Raw genomic sequence first — 16,258 nt, 5'->3', positions numbered from 1 at the left:
GGCCGGTCGCGCGTTTCCGTCTCCCCCGCCGCGCCCGGCGTCAGGCGTGGGCGGCGGCGCACTCCGGGTGGCCCCAGGAGCTGCCGACCTTGGTGATCTTGTCGCCCTTGCCGTACGGGCGGCTGCACGGGCAGGTGCCGGGGAAGCGGGCGTTCAGGGTGCGCGAGCCGCCGCTGCGCTTGGCGGCGCCGCCGGTGCCGGTGCCCGTGCCGGTGGTGGCGGCGGGACGGGCACCGCGCGCCCTGGGGGCCTTGGTGGCGGCGGCCGGGTCGGGGACCGGCAGGTCGGCGGCGGTGCCGGAGGCGTCCTGCTGGGTGCGGGCGGCGTCGCTGGCGGCCTTGTCGGCGACGGCGTTCAGCGGGTCGCCGTCCACCTGGTGGGCCGGCACGTACACGAAGGTGACGTCCCGGCCCTCCAGCAGGGCGTCGATCGCCTGGATCAGCTCCTGGTTGGCCACCGGCTTGCCAGCCGCCGTCTTCCAGCCGTTGCGCTTCCAGCCCTTGAGCCACTTGGTCACCGAGTCGCGGGTGTAGGTGCTGTCCAGCCGCACCTCCAGCGGGACCGCCGGGTCCGTCGAGGCCAGCAGCTCGCGCAGCGCCGTCAGCTCGCCCACGTTGTTGGTGCTGTGCCCGAGCGCGCCGGCCTGCCAGCGCTGGGGCGCCCCGGCGGCGTCCGCGACCACGTACGCCCAGCCCGCCGGCCCGGGGTTGCCCTTGGCTGCTCCGTCACACGCTGCAATGACTCGTTCGACCATGCCCCGATCATGCCTGGTCGGAGGGCCCGGAGCCAAAGCCGCTCAGCCCCGCAGCAGGAGCAGCAGCAGCGCCGCCGACCAGCTGAAGTTGGTCGAGCTGCGCCCCTCCCCGGTCAGCGGGTCGTAGTTCTCCCGCACCGGGCCGTCCCCGGCCAGCCCGGCGGCGGAGGCGAGCAGCCGCTCGACGGTGCGCCGGGCGTCCTGCTCCCAGCCGTACCGGCGCAGGCCCTCGACGGCGAAGTAGGTCTGGTCGAGCCAGGCCAGTCCGCGCCAGTAGCCGGCCGGGTCGAAGGAGGCCGAGCTGCGGGCCACCGTCGGGAACGGCATGGCCGTGCCGAACTCCGCCGGGTCGAGCAACAGCCGGCGGACGGTACGGGCCTGGGCGGCGGTGGCGGTGCCCGACCAGAGCGGGATCGCGCCCTCGATGCCCCGGCCCCGGGCGGTGAGCCGGGCGCCGGTGGCCAGGTCGGTGTCGTGGAACCAGCCGCCGGCCGGGTCGTACATGGTGTCCCGCACGGCGGCGTCGATCCGCTCGGCCCGGGCGCGCAGCCGCTCGGCGGCGGGCCGGTCGCCCAGCTCGGCGGCGATCAGCGCCAGGTGGCGGTGGTCGGCGGCCAGGTAGGCGTTGAGGTCGACCGAGCGCTGGTCGAGCGACCAGCCGAGCAGCGTCCCGTCCGCGCCCCGGTTGGGGAGCACGGCGGCGGCGTCGAAGCGCGGGGCGTTGTCCATGCCGGACTCCCAGGCGGCCGCCTCCCGGCAGGCCTCGGGGGTGTCGTTGGCCGGGTCCACGGTCGCGCCGTACTCGCACAGGCCCTCGCCGAGGTGGTCCCGGGTGCGGTACCACCAGTCCTGGTAGGCGGTGAGCTTGGGCAGCAGCTCCCGCAGGAAGGCCCGGTCGCCGCTGCGCCGGTAGACCTCCCAGACCGCCCAGGAGGCCAGCGGGGGCTTGGAGTTGCGCTCGTTCCAGTTGCCGCCGCCGGTGCCCGGGTCGTTGTAGAAGACGCAGTCGGGGACCATGCCGGCGTCCTGCGGGCGGTCGGCGGAGCCGGGCGGGACCTGGTGGTCGAAGACCGCCCGGATCTGGTCGGCGGCCAGGCCGGGCGCGAAGGCGGCGGTGCCGACGGCCTGCTTCCAGGTGTCCCAGGCCCAGACCCCGCTGAACCACTTGTAGGAGAGCGTGGGGGTGACGGCGTCGTGCCGGATCCGCCCGGCCGGGCTGCGCCAGTTGGTCACCAGGGTCTGCACGCACTTGACGGCGGTGCGGCGGCGGGCGGCCGGGACGCCCTCGGTGGCCCGGGTCAGGTACCCGTGCCAGCGGGCGGTGCCCTCGGCCGCGATCCGGTCGGGGGCGCGCAGCGCGGCCTCGGCCTCCTCCGCCGCGCGGGCGTACTCGGCCTCGGTGAAGGTGTAGCTCTCGGTCCAGTCCAGGCCGCGGCTCTCCCCCGGCGCCAGCCGCAGCGGCTCGGCGAGCTCGGTGCGGTGGCCGTCGCCGTCGTCGCTCAGCACGACCCGGACGGGCCCCGCGTGGCGGACGGCGAAGCGCTCGGTGCCGTCGGTGAGGTAGTCCCAGGTCTGCCGGACCTTCGCGAAGCGGACCTCCACGCCGCGTTCGGCCGCGACCAGCGTCGGCGCCGCGCGCTGCGGGCCGGTGGCCGGGCGCAGCAGCCGGCCGGCCCAGGCGACGGCCAGGGTCCGGACGGCCGGGCCGGTGTTGGCGAGCCGGGCCCGGAGCAGCGCGGTGCGCGGGCCGGCGAAGCGCAGCTCCAGGGTGAGGGCGAGGCCGCCGCCGAGGTCGTGGGCCAGCCGCAGCAGGCCGGGCAGCGAGGTGGCGCGGACGGGTGCGCCGGCGGTGAGGTCCAGCGGGCGGCCCCGTTCGGTGAGCTGGATCCGGGTCAGGCCGTCGCTGAGCCACCAGGGGTACTCCTGGGCGAGGTGCAGCGGGCCGGTGAAGCCGCCGGGCCGGTCGGCCGGGCGGGGCAGGGCGTAGGCGTGCCAGGCGCCGAGGTCGGCGAAGACGTTGATCGGGTTGTTGCCGCGGGCGTCGCCGGGGTAGGCCTGGGCGGGGGTGCCGTGCAGGTCGAGGACGTCGGCGTAGCGATCGTCCAGCGGTCCGACGGCGGGCCCGGGCTCGGCGGCCTCGCCCGGAGCGGCCTCGGCCGGGACGGCGGCGAGTACCGGGCCGGCGGCGAGGACCGGGCCGGCCGCGGCGAGGGCGGCGGAGCCGGCCAGGAAGTGGCGGCGGGTCAGCGGGTTCATGCGCGCTCCTGGGCGGCGGGGAGTCGGATGACGGCGGCGCCGAGCGGCGCGAGGGTGACGGCTCCGGCGGCCTCGGTGCCGGTGAGCAGGTCGGTGCCGGGCGTCCCCAGCGGGACGAGGCGCTCGTCCGGGCCGTGGTTGAGCAGGAAGAGGTAGCCGGTGCCGTCGGCCCCGCGCGGCGCCGAGGGCCGGGCCACGGACCCCCGGGTCGTCCCGACCGGCCGTACGGCGCTGGGCCCCGCCGGCCGTACCGCGCTGGGGCTGCGCGCCCCCGAGCCCGCCCTGCCGGCCGGCGGCCGGATGCCGCTGGCCCGGCAGGCCGACGGCCAGGTGCTGCGGGCCCGGCGGCCCGCCCTGACCGGCGGTCCGGAGCGGATCGATCCCTCGGCGCTCCAGACCCCGGCGGTCCGGGCGGCGCTCGCCAGTGTCGCGCGGATATGTCCCGCGTTCACCCCGCGCCAGGTCCTGCGCGAGGGCAGCCGCCACATCCTGGTGGCGGGCACCATCGGGCGGGCTCCGGTGGTCGCCAAGTGCCTGGCGCCGCAGGCGGTGCGGAGTGAGTACTTCGAGCAGCTGGTGGCCGACTTCCACCACGAGGTGGCGGTCTACCGGGCGTTCGTCCGGCACCGCCCGCCGGTGCGGCTGCCCCGGCTGGTGGCGGCCGACCACGACCGGTGCGTGCTGGTCATGGAGCGCGTACCGGGGCGCCCGGCGGCCCGCGAGCGCCACCCGGTCAACGCGCCCACCCCGGGCGAGGTGCGGGCGCTGCTCACCGCGGTCCGCACGCTGAACCTGTGGCGGCCGCCGACCGACGTCTTCCAGCCGCGCCTGGACTACCAGTTGGAGATCTCCCGCTACCACTCGGTGGGCCAGCTCACCGACCGGGACGCGGGCGACCTGCGCGGCCTGCTGCACGGCCTCGGCCAGACCCCGCTCCAGCTCTGCCACGGCGACGCCCTGCTCAGCAACATGCTGCTGGCGCCGTCCGGCCCGGTGCTGGTCGACTGGGAGCAGGCCGGCTGGTACCTGCCCGGCTACGACCTGGCGGTGCTCTGGAGCGTCCTGTCCGGGGACACCGCGGCCCGCCGCCAGATCAGCCAACTCGCCCAGAGCGGCGGCACGCTGGCCCGGGACGCGTTCCTGGTGAACCTGGTGCTGGTGCTGATGCGGGAGATCCGGCTGTACGACGTGCCGGGCGCCGGCGAGGAGCAGCGGATCATGATCCGCCGGCTCTACGACGACGCGGCGCTCGCCCGCCGGGCCGTCCGCGCCGCGGTCGGGACCCGCTGAGCCCCCGGTTCGGCGGCCTGTCCGCGAGGTCCTACGGCCGGGCGCCCCGTTCGAGGGCGGCCCGGCCGGCGGCCTCCAGGACGGTCTCGTCCGGGGCCAGGTGCACCCGGCTGCTGAGCACGTCCCGCAGGTAGCGCTCCAGCGGGTGGCGCCGGCTCAGGCCGGGGTTGCCGGTGAGGGCGACGGCCTGCTGGACCACCGCCGTCGCGGCCCGGGTGGCCAGCAGGTGGGCCGGTCCGGTCCGGGCGACGGCCTCCGGCTCGCCCCGGTCCACCCGGGGGGCCAGGCCCTCGACCAGTTCCTCGGCGCCGATCAGCTGGGCCTCGATCTCGCCGAGGGCGGTCCGGTAGCGGGGCAGGGTGCCGAGCGGCTCGGTCAGGTTGGCCGGGGTGCGCTGGTTGAGGAAGCGGATCAGCCAGGCCTCGGCGGCCCGGGCGACGCCGATCGCCACCGCGGAGAGCGCCAGGTCGTGCCAGGCCTGGGAGATTTCGGCTTCGGCGTCGGCGTTCTGACGGGCCGTCCGGCGACCGGTCGTCAGGCCGAGCGCCAGATCGGTCGGCACCCGGACCCCGTCCAGCACCACGTCGTGGCTGGCGCTGGCCCGCAGACCGAGCTGGTCCCAGGTCGGGTCGATCTCCAGCCCCGCGCTCTCGCCGCGGACCAGGAAGGTGCCGACTCGCGGCTCCTCCTCGTCGGTCCGCGCGGTCACCGCCATCCAGGCGAGCGCCTCGGCGCCGGTGCAGTAGGTCTTCCGGCCCGTCAGCAGCCAGCCGTCGCCGTCCCGTCGGGCGACCGTCCCGGGCAGCTCGCCCACGGCGGCACCGGGCTCCGCGCGCAGCGTGTTGACCAGCGCCGGGCCGCGCCGGGACTCGGTGAGCAGCCGCCGGTAGCCGGCCGTCGGCCAGTCGGCCCGGCGGGCCTGCTCGGCGTGCTGGAGCAGGGTGAAGGCGGTGACCACGGCCACCGAGGCGTCCCCGCGGCCGAGTTGGGACAGCACCCGAACGGTGTCGGCGAGCGTTCCGCCCGGACCGCCGTACCGCTCGGAGACGGTGAGGGTGAGCAGTCCGGCCTCGTGGACGGCCTCGATGCCCTGGTACGGGAAGGTCGCGTCGCGGTCGTGCTCCTCGGCGCGGGCGGCCAGCAGGTCGACCACCCGGGGCAGGCCGGCCAGGGCGGCCTCGACCGCGGTGCGGTCGGGCTCGGTGCGGTCGGGCTCGGTGCGGTCGGGCTCGGTGCGGTCGGACGAGGGCGCGGCGGGCGCGGGGCCGGCGGGCGCGGTGCGGTCGGACGAGGGGCCGGCGGAACCGGCGGGTGTGGAACCGGTGGATTCGAGATGGCCGGAATCGGACCGGTCGGAACCCGCCGACGCCCGGGCGGTCCGGGAGCGGCGCCCGGCGGGAGCCGCCTCGGCCGGAGCGCTGTCCGCGGCGGCGCCGTCGAACGAACGGTCGATGGTCGAACGGTTGGCGGCGCGGGTCGTCATGATGCGGTGCCTCCGGGCGGCAGCGTGGGCTCGGCGAATGCGGACGGCACGCCGTACGGGCGCGCGGTTCCGGTGGGCGGCCCCGGCGGTCGGTTCACGGCCCGCCCCCTGGTGTCGGCGACGACCGGGGACCCGGCCGATCGCCCGCCGCCGGGGGACGGATCCCCCTCAGCGGCCCGGACACGCCGCGCTGGCGGTGCGCCGCAGGTCCAGATGCCTGCGACGGGTCAGCAGCGGAAGACGGCACGGCATGTTCGCGACTGTACGAACCGTTGATCGATACCGTCAAGCAGCGTCCGGCCCCTGGGCGGAGCCGGTCGGAGCCGGCCGGAGCCGCCGGGATCAGCCCTGCTGGAACATGTCCGCGGGGAGCGGCTTCAGCAGCTGATACAGGTCGTCCGAAATCGGTCGGTCCCAGGACGCGATGGTGACCAGGACGCCGTCGCTGCGGCCGAACTGGGCGCAGAACACGCGTTCCTCGCTGACCTTGACCTTCTTCACGATCAGCAGGTCGTCCCCGAGCATCACCGGGAAGTCCTCGGCCGAGACGAACTCGACCGGCTCGTCGTTCTCCAGCGCCGCGAGCAGCTGCCGCACCTCGAAGGGCACCTCGTCGCCGGTCTCCCGGGCGGGCGACCCCTCCGGGAGGTTGCCGATGAACATCGCCGGGCCTCTGCCGCCGAACAGGTCGTAGCGCAGGAAAATCCCCTGGCAGGAGCCGTCCGGACCGGTCATCATGGCCGCACCGAAGTCACCGGGCCAGTCGCCCGGGTCCATCGCGAGCACGTCGAAGTCCGGGCCGGCGGGCTGTCCGGAGCGACGGCGGAGAAAAGACATGGGAACATCGTACGTGCCCGGCACACCGCGCTCGCGAGGTGGGTGGGGCGCCGCCGGGGGACGAGCGGGAGATCGACGCTCAGAGACCAATGTTGACTCTGAGCAACCGTCCGGGCTACGTTCGGTTCAGCACGACAGCCGTTCTGGGTTTCACCCTTCGGGGGGACGGCATGTCGCAACGCGGCCCTACACGCGTTTCCCTCACTGTGCACTCGTCGTGCCGAACTGCCGAGCACCCAGCTTCGTCATCGCACACAGCACGAACACACAAGCCAACAGTTCCATGCATCACAAGCCAGATCCGCGGGGCCCCGGCCCGTCGCTCCCGTGGATCTGCTCGGGACGCCGCCGCGTGGGGGCGTGCGGGTCCCGAGCATCGGTGCCGTCATCCGAGTCGCTCTCGGCTTCGGCACCAGCCTCCCGGCGACTGCCGGCCCCTCGTGGGGCCGGGACCGGCCGACGCACCCCGGTGCGCAGGGGATGACTGGGAGGATGGCCTGGCAACACTGCCGGGCCGCACAGCAGGCGCCGTGTCTGGCCGCGTGGGGGCGGTGGGCACGGCGTCTGCCCGTGCTCATACTCTGAGCTGCGTTTGTCTAACAGTCAACAGAAATTCTGACGGGGCACGCTCAATAGATCATCAGTTGTGATGTTCGGACCGAAAGATCACCGTGGAGCGGACCCCCGTCGATCGGGGGTCCGCTCCTGTGGTGACGGGCCCGGCGGGCCCCCTGGCAAGGCGGCTCGGCCGCCCTGGCCGACCGCCCTGCCGACCGCCCTGCCGGCGGGCCTCAGGTGAGGTCGAACTCGCCGTCCCGGGCGCCGAGCACGAAGGCCCGCCACTCGCCCGGCGTGAAGACCAGGACCGGCCCGTCCTCCTGGCGGCCGTCCCGCATCCCGATGTAGCCGTCCACGAAGGCGATCTGCACGTCCCCGACGCCCTGGCTGCTGCACAGCCACTCCGCCCCGGTGAAGTCCACCTTGGGCTTCCCGTTCGGGGCCAGCTCCGGCTGCACCCCGCCGACCTCCGTGTCCGTCCCGCTGTTGGATCCCACTGACCGATCTCCTCCCGACGGCGTTCCGGGGCCAGCCTAGCCACACCGCCCGGCCCCGGTCAGCGGGTTGACGAGGACTCCTCCGGGCGGGGACGGACACCGCCGGAGGAACGCTTGAGGCGTGTCCCGACCGGCGGGGGCGGCGGGCAGCTGCCAGAGTGCTGCCAGGGCGCCGCCTGACCGCCTTACCGGCCCGGGAGGGGCGGGAAGGGCGCGCGGACGGGCTCGGGCCGCTCCGCCGCACCGTTCGACCGCCCCGGCCGTCCTGGCCGTCCTGGCCGTCCTGCTCCGCCCGACCGCACCGCCCGACCGCACTGCCCGAACGATCCCCTCACCGAACCCCACCGATCCGCTCAAGGGAGCAGCCGATGAGCCGCCGGGACGGCACCCGCGCCGACGTCATCCCCATCTCGGACGCCCCCTCGGCCCATCCCCCGGCACCCCGTACGCCCCCCTCGCCCACCCCGCTGCCGCGGCCGACCCCCGCCCGGCCCCCCGCGCACGGGCGGGTGGGGATCGTCCTGGTCTCGCACAGCCAGGAACTGGCCACCGCCGTACGCTCCCTCGCGCTCGCGTTGACCGGATCCGACTCCCCCGCGCCGGTCGCGGCGACCGGCGGCGACCCGTCGGACGGACTCGGCATCAGCGCCGTCCTGGTGGCCGCCGCGACCCGCCGGGTGGACCAGGGCCACGGCGTGGTGGTGCTCGCCGACCTGGGCGGGGCGGTCACCACCGTCCGCGCGCTGCTGTCCGACGCGGACGAGCACGGGCTGCCGTTCCCGGTCCGGTTCGCCAACGCCCCGTTCGTCGAGGGTGCGGTGGCCGCGACCGCGACCGCCACGGCGGGCGGGGACCTGGCCGCGGTGCTGGACGCGGCGGAGGAGGCCTACCGGCAGTACAAGGGCTGAGCCCGTGCGGCGGGCGGTGGGCGGCTTGCGAGCGGACGGCGCGCGGCGCGGGGGCTCAGGGGCGTGGGCTCAGGGGCGTTCCTTGCCCTCCCAGGTGAAGACCGCCGGGCCCTCGCACTCCAGGGCGTGGCGCAGCCGCTCGTGCTCGCTCTCGATCATCGGCGGCAGCTCGTCCAGCCCGAACCAGCCGACCTCCAGCGACTCGTCGTCGTTCACCCGTGCCTCGCCGCCGACCGCACGGCAGCGGAAGGTCAGCACCAGGTACTGCGTCACATCGCCGTTCGGGTACGTGACCTGCGGCGAGACCGTGACGGAGGCGAGCAGCTCGGGCACGACCACCACACCGGTCTCCTCCTCGCACTCGCGCACCACGCCGTCGGCGGGCTGCTCACCGGGGTCGAGGATGCCGCCGACCGGCGCCCACCGGCCGTCGTCGGCCCGGCGGGCGAGCAGCACCCGGTCGCGGTCGTCCAGCACGACGGCGACGACGGCGCTCAGCCAGAGCGGGCGGGTTCCGACGACGGCGCGGAGTTCGGCGAGGAAGGGGGGAATAGCCATGGGCCGCAGCCTATCGGGGCGGTTCCGGGCCGTCCCCTGCGCGCGGCCGTATTCACAGTATGGGCAGGATGAAGTCTTCGTCCGGAAATGGTGAAAGAAGAGGGCCGAAGATTGTCAGACGGGACGATATTCGGTCGGTCTGACCAATTTCGTTCGATCTGCGTTTCGGAATGCCGAGCGCGATCGACGGAATAGTTGACATGCACCTGTTCTAGTGACGGCCGGTACGACGATCTGGGTGCGCGTCAGAGCGCGGCACGACGCCGGTCGCGGAACACGCCGAACGCGATCCGGCCGAGCAGCAGGACCCCGGCGGCCAGACAGCCGGCCACCGCCATCGCCCAGGCCGGCCCGTCACTGTCCGGCACGAACACGGCCACAACGATGCCGAGCGCCAGGCAGGCGAGGCCCACGACGGTCAGCGGGAGCTGGTGGGTGACCAGGGCTCCGCCACTGCACGCACGCGCCATCCGGGAGGCCCCGTGGAGATGGAAGGGGTCACGGTCCGCATCTGCCATGAGCCCAAGGTACCCCGGGGCGGCGCGAGCGGCAGCCCGCAGGGAGTGAAGGCTCGAACACGCTGTGCGACCGGAGGATTCGGGCAGGTCAGGGGCGTGCGGGGCCGCTCCGGAGGGTGTCCGGGGCGGCCGTGCGGGCATTCCGGCTCCACAATCAGTCCACGAAAAATCCTCGTCCCCCCGGTACAACCATCCGTCCGGTGCAGCGGTCTCAATGGCATTGAGTGATCCAGGAGCCGTTCGAGGGACGGGTGTGAACCCCCCACCGAGAACAGGAATATCCAGGGGCGGAGCCGCTGCCCCTGGAGTCGGAGGCCGGGCTCCGTCCTCCGGCGGTACCGCCACGCCGCTCGGCGAACGAGGGGGAACCGTGCCGCAGTCCCAGTCCAGTCCATCGATCTCCGTGGCCCGCGCCCGCCCGGCACCCGGCGTGCGCGCGCTGCCTCCGCCCGTCGGGTGGCCGGCGGGCCTGCTCGACATCGGCCGGCCCGCCGACCGGCTGCGCCCCGCCGACCGACCGCCCACCGACCGCCCGCCCACCGACCGCCCGCACGACGGGCATCCGCGCGGCGAGCCCGGCCACGGCGAGCATCGCCACGGTGCGCACCGGGACGGCGGGGGCCGTCACCGGGCGGCCGTCGACACGGAACAGCAGGACGCTCGGGGCGAATGGCTGCGGTTCGCCCCCGTCCAGCCGCTGTTCCGGGCCCGGGCCGCCCAGCGGCTCGCCGTGCTCGCCTACCACGGGGTGACCGACCACCGATCCTTCGGCGCCCAGCTCGACCGGCTCCAGCGGCTCGCCACGCCCGTCTCGCTCGACGCGGTCCTCCGGGCCGTGACCGAGCGGCGGCCGCTGCCGCCCCGGAGCGTCCTGGTCACCTTCGACGACGCCGACCGGAGCGTGCTCACCCACGCCCTGCCGGCCCTGGACGCCCGGGGCATTCCGGCCACCGCGTTCGTCATCTCGGAGCTCATCGGCACCGAACGGCCGTTCTGGTGGCACGAGGCCGACTTCCTCGCCCGGCACGGGGGCCGGGCCCGCTCGCTCGACTGCGGACACCCGTCCCAGCTGCTCCGCCGGCTCAAGGCCATGCCGGACCCGGACCGGCGGCGCAGCCTGCACGAGCTGCGGGCCAGCGCCGACCGCCGGCCGCCCCGCCAGGAGCAGCTGACCCCGGCCGACCTGCTCGCGCTGCGGGACGGGGGCGTCGCCATCGGCAACCACACCCAGGGGCACCCGTGCCTCGGGCGCTGCGACGACGACACCGTGCGCACCGAGATCACCGGCGCCCACGAGGCCCTCACCCGGTGGCTGGGCGAACCACCGATCGCCTTCGCCTACCCGGACGGCGGGCACGACGTCCGTGCTGAAACCGTCCTGCAGGAGCTCGGCTACCGCCTCGGCTTCCTGTCCGACCACCGCCTGGGCCCCCGGCTCCCCTCCCACCCCCTCCAGATCAGCCGCCTCCAGGTCGACTCCACCACCAGCACCCGCCGCTTCGACACCATCCTCTCCGGCCTCGAACCCGCCTACCGCCGCTGGCGCCGCCAAGCCGTCGCCTAACCGAGGGCGGCAGCCCCACCCCTGCGTGGGAAGTCGGCCCCGCCGACTTCCCACGCAGCCAGGCCACCACCACCGCACTAGCAAGCCCCCGAGTGCGCCCGGCAACCCCGCATCAAAAGTCGGCCAGGCCGACTTCCTGTGCACACCCGCCCAAGCGACGGCCCGATGCACATGGACGCCATCCACACTGGCCCACGGCACCAGAAGTCGACCCAGCCGACTTCCTGCGCGCCTCGCGAAACGTCGACTCACGCACGAGCCGGGAAGTCCGCACGGAAAGTCGACCAGGCCGACCTTCCGTGCACCGGTAGTCCCTTGGTCGGCTCCCCCTATCGGTGCCATCCTCTGCGCGACTCTATGCGCGTAGAGCCAGGCACAGGCCGGTCGCCCCCGGGGAGCCACGACCGACCACTGCACGAGAAGTCGGCCAGGCCGACTTCCTATGCGCCGGGGAGATGGCCCGGGGCGCCTCCCGAGAGACACCGACCTGGCCAGGCGAGGTCTATGCGCGCAGAAGCTTCAGCACCCGGGGGGAGGTGGAGCAGCCCGCCGGGTCGCTACTGCACGAGAAGTCGGCCAGGCCGACTTCCTGTGCGGCCCGAGCGCGGCACACGCCCGCGCGCCGAAGGGTCGACTGCGCGGCGGTCTGGTCACACCTCCGCGCGGCGACCCGCCACCTGCGTGAGAAGTCGGCCAGGCCGACTTCCTGTGCGCCGGGCAGGGCAGGCACTGCGGCCAGGGAGGGCGTCCGCATGACCACGGAGCAGGGTCTATGCGCGTAGATACTGCACTGCCGCGTGGGAAGTCGGCCAGGCCGACTTTCTGTGCGGCCCGGCGCGGCACACGCCCGCACGCGGAAGGGTCGACTGCGCGGCGGTCTGGTCACACCCCCGTGCGGCGACTCGCCGCCTGCACGAGAAGTCGGCCGGGCCGACTTTCTGTGCGGCCCGGCACGGCACATGCCCGCGCACGGAAGGGTCGACTGCGCGGCGGGCTGGCCACACCCCCGCGCGGCGACCCGCCACCTGCACGAGAAGTCGGCCAGGCCGACTTCCTGTGCGCCGACGCCCGTGTCCGGGTCAGGCGATGAGGGTGGCGAGGGTGTTGCCCTGGGGGTAGAGGGCGGCGGCCGGGGGGAGGGTGGCGGGGGCGCCGGCGTGGAGGACGGTGAGGGTGCCGGTGCCGGTGCGGCTGGGATCGGCGACGCGGCGCAGGGCCTGGGCGGCGACGGCGTCGGCGGAGCCGAGCAGGGTGAGCGCCGGGGAGGCGGTCGGGGCGACGGCGGCGCGGATGCGGTCGTCGACGAGTTCATAGTGGGTGCAGCCAAGCACGATGACGTCCGTGCCGACCGGCGTCCGGGCGGCGGCGGCGGCGATGGCGGCCGTCACGGCCTCGTCGTCGCCGTGCTCGACCGCGTCCGCGAGGCCCGGGCAGGCGACCTCGGTGATGTCCGCCGAGCCGCCGAAGTCACGGATCAGCCCGCGCTGGTAGGCACTGCCGGTGGTGGCCGGGGTGGCCCAGATGGCGACCCGGCCGCCCAGGGCGGCGGCGGGCTTGATCGCCGGGACGGTGCCGATCACCGGCAGCCCGGGCTCCAGCTCGGCCCGCAGGGCGGCGAGCGCGTGGACGGAGGCGGTGTTGCAGGCGATCACCAGCGCGTCGGGCTCGAACGCGGCGGCGGCCCGGCAGCAGCCGAGCGCCAGCTCCGTGACCTCTTCCGGCGTCCGCGGCCCCCACGGCATCGAGGCCGGGTTGGAGGAGAGCACCAGATCCACGTCCGGGCGCAGCTTCCGAAGGGCGGCGGCGGCGGCCAGCAGGCCGATTCCGGAGTCCATCAGTGCGATCTTCACGGGTCAAGACTCTAGTCGATCCGCCCGCGCGGCCCGGTTCTGCGGCAGACTGCCGGGGTGACCGCCCTGCTGTGGATCGCCGCGTTCTCCCTGCTGGTCTGGCTCTGGCTGGCGTGCTGCCACGGCTCGTTCTGGCGCACCGACGTACGGCTTCCCCCGCGGCGCCCGCCGGTCCGCTGGCCGCGGGCGGCGATCGTGGTGCCGGCCCGGGACGAGGCCCCGGTGCTCCCGCTGAGCCTGCCGACGCTGCTCGCCCAGAAGTACCCGGGGCAGGCCCGGGTGATCCTGGTGGACGACCACAGCTCGGACGGCACCGGCGCGCTGGCGGCGGAGCTGCGGACGATCGACGGGCTGGAGCTGACCGTCACCTCCCCTCCCCCGCTGCCGCCCGGCTGGACCGGCAAGCTGTGGGCGCTGCGGCACGGCGTGGCGCTGGCCGGTCCGGACGTCGAGTACCTGCTGCTGACGGACGCCGACATCGCGCACGGCCCGGACTCGCTGGCCGAGCTGGTGGCCGCCGCCGAGAGCAACGGGCTGGACCTGGTCTCGCAGATGGCCCGGCTGCGGGTGGAGACCGGCTGGGAGCGGCTGATCGTGCCGGCCTTCGTGTACTTCTTCGCCCAGCTGTACCCGTTCCGCCGGAGCAACCGCCCGGGTGCCCGGACGGCCGCCGCGGCCGGCGGCTGCTCACTGGTGCGGCGCGAGGCGCTGGAGCGGGCGGGCGGGGTGGCGGCGATCCGCGGCGCGGTGATCGACGACGTGTCGCTGGCCCGGGCGGTGAAGGCCACCGGCGGCCGGACCTGGCTGGGCCTGGCCGACGCGGTGGACAGCGTGCGCCCGTACCCGCGGCTGGAGCAGCTGTGGCGGATGGTGTCGCGCAGCGCGTACGCCCAGCTCAGGCACTCGCCGCTGCTGCTGCTCGGGACGGTGCTGGGGCTGGCGCTGGTGTACCTGGTCCCGCCGGTGGCGACGGTGGCCGGCCTGGTGGCGGGGGCGCCGGCGGTGGCGGCCGCGGGCGGGGCCGCCTGGGCGCTGATGGCGGGCACGTACCTGCCGATGGTCCGGTACTACGGGCAGCCACCCGCGGCCGTACTGCTGCTGCCGTTCACCGCGGCGCTGTACCTGCTGATGACGGTGGACTCGGCGGTGCAGCACTGGCGCGGCCGGGGCGCGGCCTGGAAGGGCCGGACGTACTCCGGGGCCTGAGAAACCCGCTGCGCGGCGGGCCGCCCCGATCCATACTGCTCGGATGGACCGCCAGCAGATCTCCCGCCTCGCCCATGCCCACCACCCGATCGCGGCCCCGCTGGCGGACGAGTCGGTGGCCCGGCTGCTGGACCGCGCCACGGCCGGGACGGAGCAGGGCCGGGCCCTGGACCTCGGGTGCGGTGAGGGCGCCTGGCTGCTCCGGACGCTGGCGGCCCGCCCGGGCTGGCGCGCGGTGGGCGTGGACCTGGACCCGGCGGCGCTGACCAGGGCCCGGGAGACCGCGGCGGCGCTCGGCGTGCTCCGCCGAATCGGCCTGCACCACCTGGACGCACGGGAGTTCACCACGAAGGAGCCCTTCGACCTGGTGCTCTGCGTCGGCGCCACCCATGCCTTCGGCGGCCTGCTGCCGACGCTCGCCAGAGCCCGCGAACTCCTGGCCCCGGGCGGCCGGTTGCTGGTCGGCGAGGGGTTCTGGCAGCGCGAGCCGTCCCGGGCGGCGCTGGACGGACTGGGCGCGGCGCGGGAGGAGTTCGCGGACCTGGCGACGACCACCGACCGGGTCCTGGCGGACGGCTGGACACCGGTGTCCGGGCACGTCAGCACCGAACAGGAGTGGGACGACTACGAGTTCTCCTGGACGGGCTCGCTGGCCGGGTGGGCGCTGGACCACCCGGACCACCCGGACGCGGCGGCCGCCCGGGAGGCCGCGGACCGGCACCGCGCCGAGTGGCTGCACGGCTACCGGGGGACGCTCGGCTTCGTCACGTACCTGCTGCGCCGAGACGGAAGCGGATGAACGCGGGCGGCTCCTGCCGCGCCGTGCCGGGCAGGATGCCTGCCCGGCACGGCAGTTGAGCGAGCCGGCCCGCATTCACCGCGCGGACCGCGAGCGCGGGCTCAGTGCTTCTTCGCCTGCTCCTGCCGCACCAGGTGGTCGAGCACCCCGGGCATCGCCTCGACCCCGCCGGCCTTGGTCGGCGAGGTGCGGTACTCGCCCTGGACGACGACCGTCGGCAACTCGTCGATGCCGTAGCGCGTGAAGGCGGCGGCGGCCTCCTCGACCGACTGCGCCACCTCGGCGGAGCGGTACGTCCGGCCGAACGCCTGGGCGTCGATGCCGTGGCGCACGGCCCAGGCGGTGGCGGTGGCCTCGGTGGTGACGTCGAGGCCCTCGTCGTGCACCGAACGGAAGACACTGGCCTGGAGGCGGTCGACCAGGCCGAGGCGCTCCAGCGTGTAGTACAGCCGGGCGTGGCCGCGCTGCACGGACTCCTCCCCGCTGCCGGGCCAGATGGCCGGGACGCGGCGCAGCGCGACGTCGGTGCGGTGCTTCTCCGCCCAGGCCTGCAGGGGCTGTTCGAGCAGCTGGGAGTGGCTGCAGTTGTACCAGAAGAACTCGAGTGCCTCGGTCCGGGCGCTCTCGCGGACCGGTTGCGGGTGGTCGAGCTTGACGAACTGGGCACCCCCGGAGGCGGGTTGGTGGGTCATCGCGCCGGCCTGGACGGGGGACGCGGCGATCCCGACGGCGACGGCGAGCAGGACGGTGGACCGCAGGAATGACGTCGTTTTCACACCGGGCAGTGTGCTGGTGACGGTTCGCTACCGGCCGGTTGCTGCGGCCCTGCCGGGCCGGATTCGCCCGAACGGAGCACCTGGGCCGCGCCCCGTGGACGACGCGGACCACCCGCGGGGCCACCGCGGTCAGCCGGCGGTCTCCGCGCCCGCCGTCCACACCTCGGCGACCAGGTGCTGCCAGGCGTCCACGACGGCACCCAGCTCGAAGTGCTCCAGCGCGTGCGCCCGGGCCGCCGCGCCGAGGCCCGCCCGGTTGACCGCGAGCACCTTGCCCAGCGCCTCGGCGAGGGCGAGCGGGTCCCCGGGGGTGTCGGTGGCCGGTGCGGCGAAGCGGTGCCGGTGGCCGCTCTTGACCCGGGTGCTGCTCCAGCCGACCGCCCCGACCGGGGCCAGCCGGTGGC

At 75.2% G+C, this 16,258-nt stretch carries 17 protein-coding genes; 5 read left to right on the top strand and 12 right to left on the bottom strand.

Going from position 1 to position 16,258, the window contains the following annotated elements; genetic code table 11:
- Positions 1 to 40: 40 nt before the first annotated feature.
- The 3 genes from ABZW03_RS22200 to ABZW03_RS22190 are packed head-to-tail and all read right to left on the bottom strand — an operon-like array spanning position 41 to position 3,207.
- Positions 41 to 754: a ribonuclease H gene (locus ABZW03_RS22200; RefSeq protein ID WP_355260848.1), complete on the bottom strand. Its 714-nt coding sequence runs from the start codon at positions 752 to 754 to the stop codon at positions 41 to 43.
- A 42-nt stretch (positions 755 to 796) separates the two neighbouring features.
- Positions 797 to 3,010, bottom strand: coding sequence for a trehalase family glycosidase (locus ABZW03_RS22195; protein ID WP_355260845.1), 2,214 nt, complete (start codon positions 3,008 to 3,010; stop codon positions 797 to 799).
- A complete protein-coding gene (locus ABZW03_RS22190) occupies positions 3,007 to 3,207 on the bottom strand; it encodes a Beta-galactosidase C-terminal domain (protein ID WP_355260842.1) in 201 nt (66 codons plus the stop codon). Before ABZW03_RS22190 ends, ABZW03_RS22195 begins: the two co-directional genes overlap by 4 nt.
- Between ABZW03_RS22190 and ABZW03_RS22185 the strand changes: the two genes are divergently transcribed.
- Complete coding sequence (locus ABZW03_RS22185; protein ID WP_355260839.1) at positions 3,170 to 4,300, top strand: aminoglycoside phosphotransferase family protein; 1,131 nt, start codon at positions 3,170 to 3,172, stop codon at positions 4,298 to 4,300. The two genes, ABZW03_RS22190 and ABZW03_RS22185, sit on opposite strands and share 38 nt — an antisense overlap.
- A gap of 31 nt (positions 4,301 to 4,331) precedes the next feature.
- On the opposite strand, the gene ABZW03_RS22180 is transcribed toward ABZW03_RS22185, so the two are convergent.
- The 4 genes from ABZW03_RS22180 to ABZW03_RS22165 all read right to left on the bottom strand — a co-directional run bounded on the left by ABZW03_RS22180 (position 4,332) and on the right by ABZW03_RS22165 (position 7,636).
- A complete protein-coding gene (locus ABZW03_RS22180) occupies positions 4,332 to 5,783 on the bottom strand; it encodes an acyl-CoA dehydrogenase family protein (RefSeq protein ID WP_355260836.1) in 1,452 nt (483 codons plus the stop codon).
- Between the two features lie 168 nt (positions 5,784 to 5,951).
- Complete coding sequence (locus ABZW03_RS22175) at positions 5,952 to 6,035, bottom strand: putative leader peptide (protein ID WP_350526312.1); 84 nt, start codon at positions 6,033 to 6,035, stop codon at positions 5,952 to 5,954.
- 90 nt (positions 6,036 to 6,125) lie between these two features.
- The gene (locus ABZW03_RS22170; protein ID WP_030288620.1) at positions 6,126 to 6,620 is read right to left on the bottom strand and encodes a hypothetical protein; all 495 of its coding nucleotides are present in this window, start codon (positions 6,618 to 6,620) and stop codon (positions 6,126 to 6,128) included.
- A gap of 791 nt (positions 6,621 to 7,411) precedes the next feature.
- Positions 7,412 to 7,636, bottom strand: coding sequence for a DUF397 domain-containing protein (locus tag ABZW03_RS22165; protein ID WP_355260851.1), 225 nt, complete (start codon positions 7,634 to 7,636; stop codon positions 7,412 to 7,414).
- A gap of 407 nt (positions 7,637 to 8,043) precedes the next feature.
- On the opposite strand from ABZW03_RS22165, the gene ABZW03_RS22160 reads away from it, so the two are divergent.
- On the top strand, positions 8,044 to 8,583 hold the full coding sequence (locus ABZW03_RS22160; RefSeq protein ID WP_355260833.1) for a PTS fructose transporter subunit IIA: 540 nt from the start codon (positions 8,044 to 8,046) through the stop codon (positions 8,581 to 8,583).
- 69 nt (positions 8,584 to 8,652) lie between these two features.
- Here the strand turns inward: ABZW03_RS22160 and ABZW03_RS22155 are convergent, their stop codons facing one another.
- Positions 8,653 to 9,141 (bottom strand): NUDIX domain-containing protein, encoded by a 489-nt coding sequence (locus tag ABZW03_RS22155; RefSeq protein ID WP_355260830.1) that lies wholly within the window; start codon positions 9,139 to 9,141, stop codon positions 8,653 to 8,655.
- Between the two features lie 245 nt (positions 9,142 to 9,386).
- Positions 9,387 to 9,659 (bottom strand): hypothetical protein, encoded by a 273-nt coding sequence (locus ABZW03_RS22150; protein WP_355260827.1) that lies wholly within the window; start codon positions 9,657 to 9,659, stop codon positions 9,387 to 9,389.
- A gap of 370 nt (positions 9,660 to 10,029) precedes the next feature.
- On the opposite strand from ABZW03_RS22150, the gene ABZW03_RS22145 reads away from it, so the two are divergent.
- Positions 10,030 to 11,223 carry a polysaccharide deacetylase family protein gene (locus tag ABZW03_RS22145; protein ID WP_355260824.1) on the top strand — a complete coding sequence of 398 codons (1,194 nt, stop codon included), beginning with the start codon at positions 10,030 to 10,032 and terminating at the stop codon, positions 11,221 to 11,223.
- Between the two features lie 1,079 nt (positions 11,224 to 12,302).
- Here the strand turns inward: ABZW03_RS22145 and ABZW03_RS22140 are convergent.
- Positions 12,303 to 13,073 carry an aspartate/glutamate racemase family protein gene (locus tag ABZW03_RS22140; protein ID WP_355260821.1) on the bottom strand — a complete coding sequence of 257 codons (771 nt, stop codon included), beginning with the start codon at positions 13,071 to 13,073 and terminating at the stop codon, positions 12,303 to 12,305.
- 57 nt (positions 13,074 to 13,130) lie between these two features.
- Here ABZW03_RS22140 and ABZW03_RS22135 point away from each other — a divergent pair, with 57 nt between their 5' ends.
- The gene (locus tag ABZW03_RS22135) at positions 13,131 to 14,279 is read left to right on the top strand and encodes a glycosyltransferase (RefSeq protein ID WP_355260818.1); all 1,149 of its coding nucleotides are present in this window, start codon (positions 13,131 to 13,133) and stop codon (positions 14,277 to 14,279) included.
- Between the two features lie 43 nt (positions 14,280 to 14,322).
- A complete protein-coding gene (locus ABZW03_RS22130) occupies positions 14,323 to 15,078 on the top strand; it encodes a class I SAM-dependent methyltransferase (protein WP_355260815.1) in 756 nt (251 codons plus the stop codon).
- A gap of 101 nt (positions 15,079 to 15,179) precedes the next feature.
- Here the strand turns inward: ABZW03_RS22130 and ABZW03_RS22125 are convergent, their stop codons facing one another.
- A complete protein-coding gene (locus ABZW03_RS22125) occupies positions 15,180 to 15,854 on the bottom strand; it encodes a thiol:disulfide interchange protein DsbA/DsbL (RefSeq protein ID WP_355260812.1) in 675 nt (224 codons plus the stop codon).
- Between the two features lie 129 nt (positions 15,855 to 15,983).
- Positions 15,984 to 16,258: hypothetical protein (locus tag ABZW03_RS22120; protein WP_355260809.1), on the bottom strand; the 275-nt coding region annotated here is incomplete at its 5' end.

This window comes from Kitasatospora sp. NPDC004799, from assembly GCF_040609095.1.
Lineage (GTDB): Bacteria > Actinomycetota > Actinomycetes > Streptomycetales > Streptomycetaceae > Kitasatospora.
Note: the sequence above shows the minus strand (reverse complement) of the source record. Positions and strands in the feature narration are given on the sequence as shown.

Excerpts from the sequence above, each read along its gene's own strand:
- ABZW03_RS22150 (WP_355260827.1), bottom strand. The coding sequence starts at position 9,659 with ATGGCAGATGCGGACCGTGACCCCTTCCATCTCCACGGGGCCTCCCGG.
- ABZW03_RS22160 (WP_355260833.1), top strand. The coding sequence starts at position 8,044 with ATGAGCCGCCGGGACGGCACCCGCGCCGACGTCATCCCCATCTCGGAC.
- ABZW03_RS22170 (WP_030288620.1), bottom strand. The coding sequence starts at position 6,620 with ATGTCTTTTCTCCGCCGTCGCTCCGGACAGCCCGCCGGCCCGGACTTC.
- ABZW03_RS22195 (WP_355260845.1), bottom strand. The coding sequence starts at position 3,010 with ATGAACCCGCTGACCCGCCGCCACTTCCTGGCCGGCTCCGCCGCCCTC.
- ABZW03_RS22155 (WP_355260830.1), bottom strand. The coding sequence starts at position 9,141 with ATGGCTATTCCCCCCTTCCTCGCCGAACTCCGCGCCGTCGTCGGAACC.
- ABZW03_RS22180 (WP_355260836.1), bottom strand. The coding sequence starts at position 5,783 with ATGACGACCCGCGCCGCCAACCGTTCGACCATCGACCGTTCGTTCGAC.
- ABZW03_RS22200 (WP_355260848.1), bottom strand. The coding sequence starts at position 754 with ATGGTCGAACGAGTCATTGCAGCGTGTGACGGAGCAGCCAAGGGCAAC.
- ABZW03_RS22175 (WP_350526312.1), bottom strand. The coding sequence starts at position 6,035 with ATGCCGTGCCGTCTTCCGCTGCTGACCCGTCGCAGGCATCTGGACCTG.
- ABZW03_RS22130 (WP_355260815.1), top strand. The coding sequence starts at position 14,323 with ATGGACCGCCAGCAGATCTCCCGCCTCGCCCATGCCCACCACCCGATC.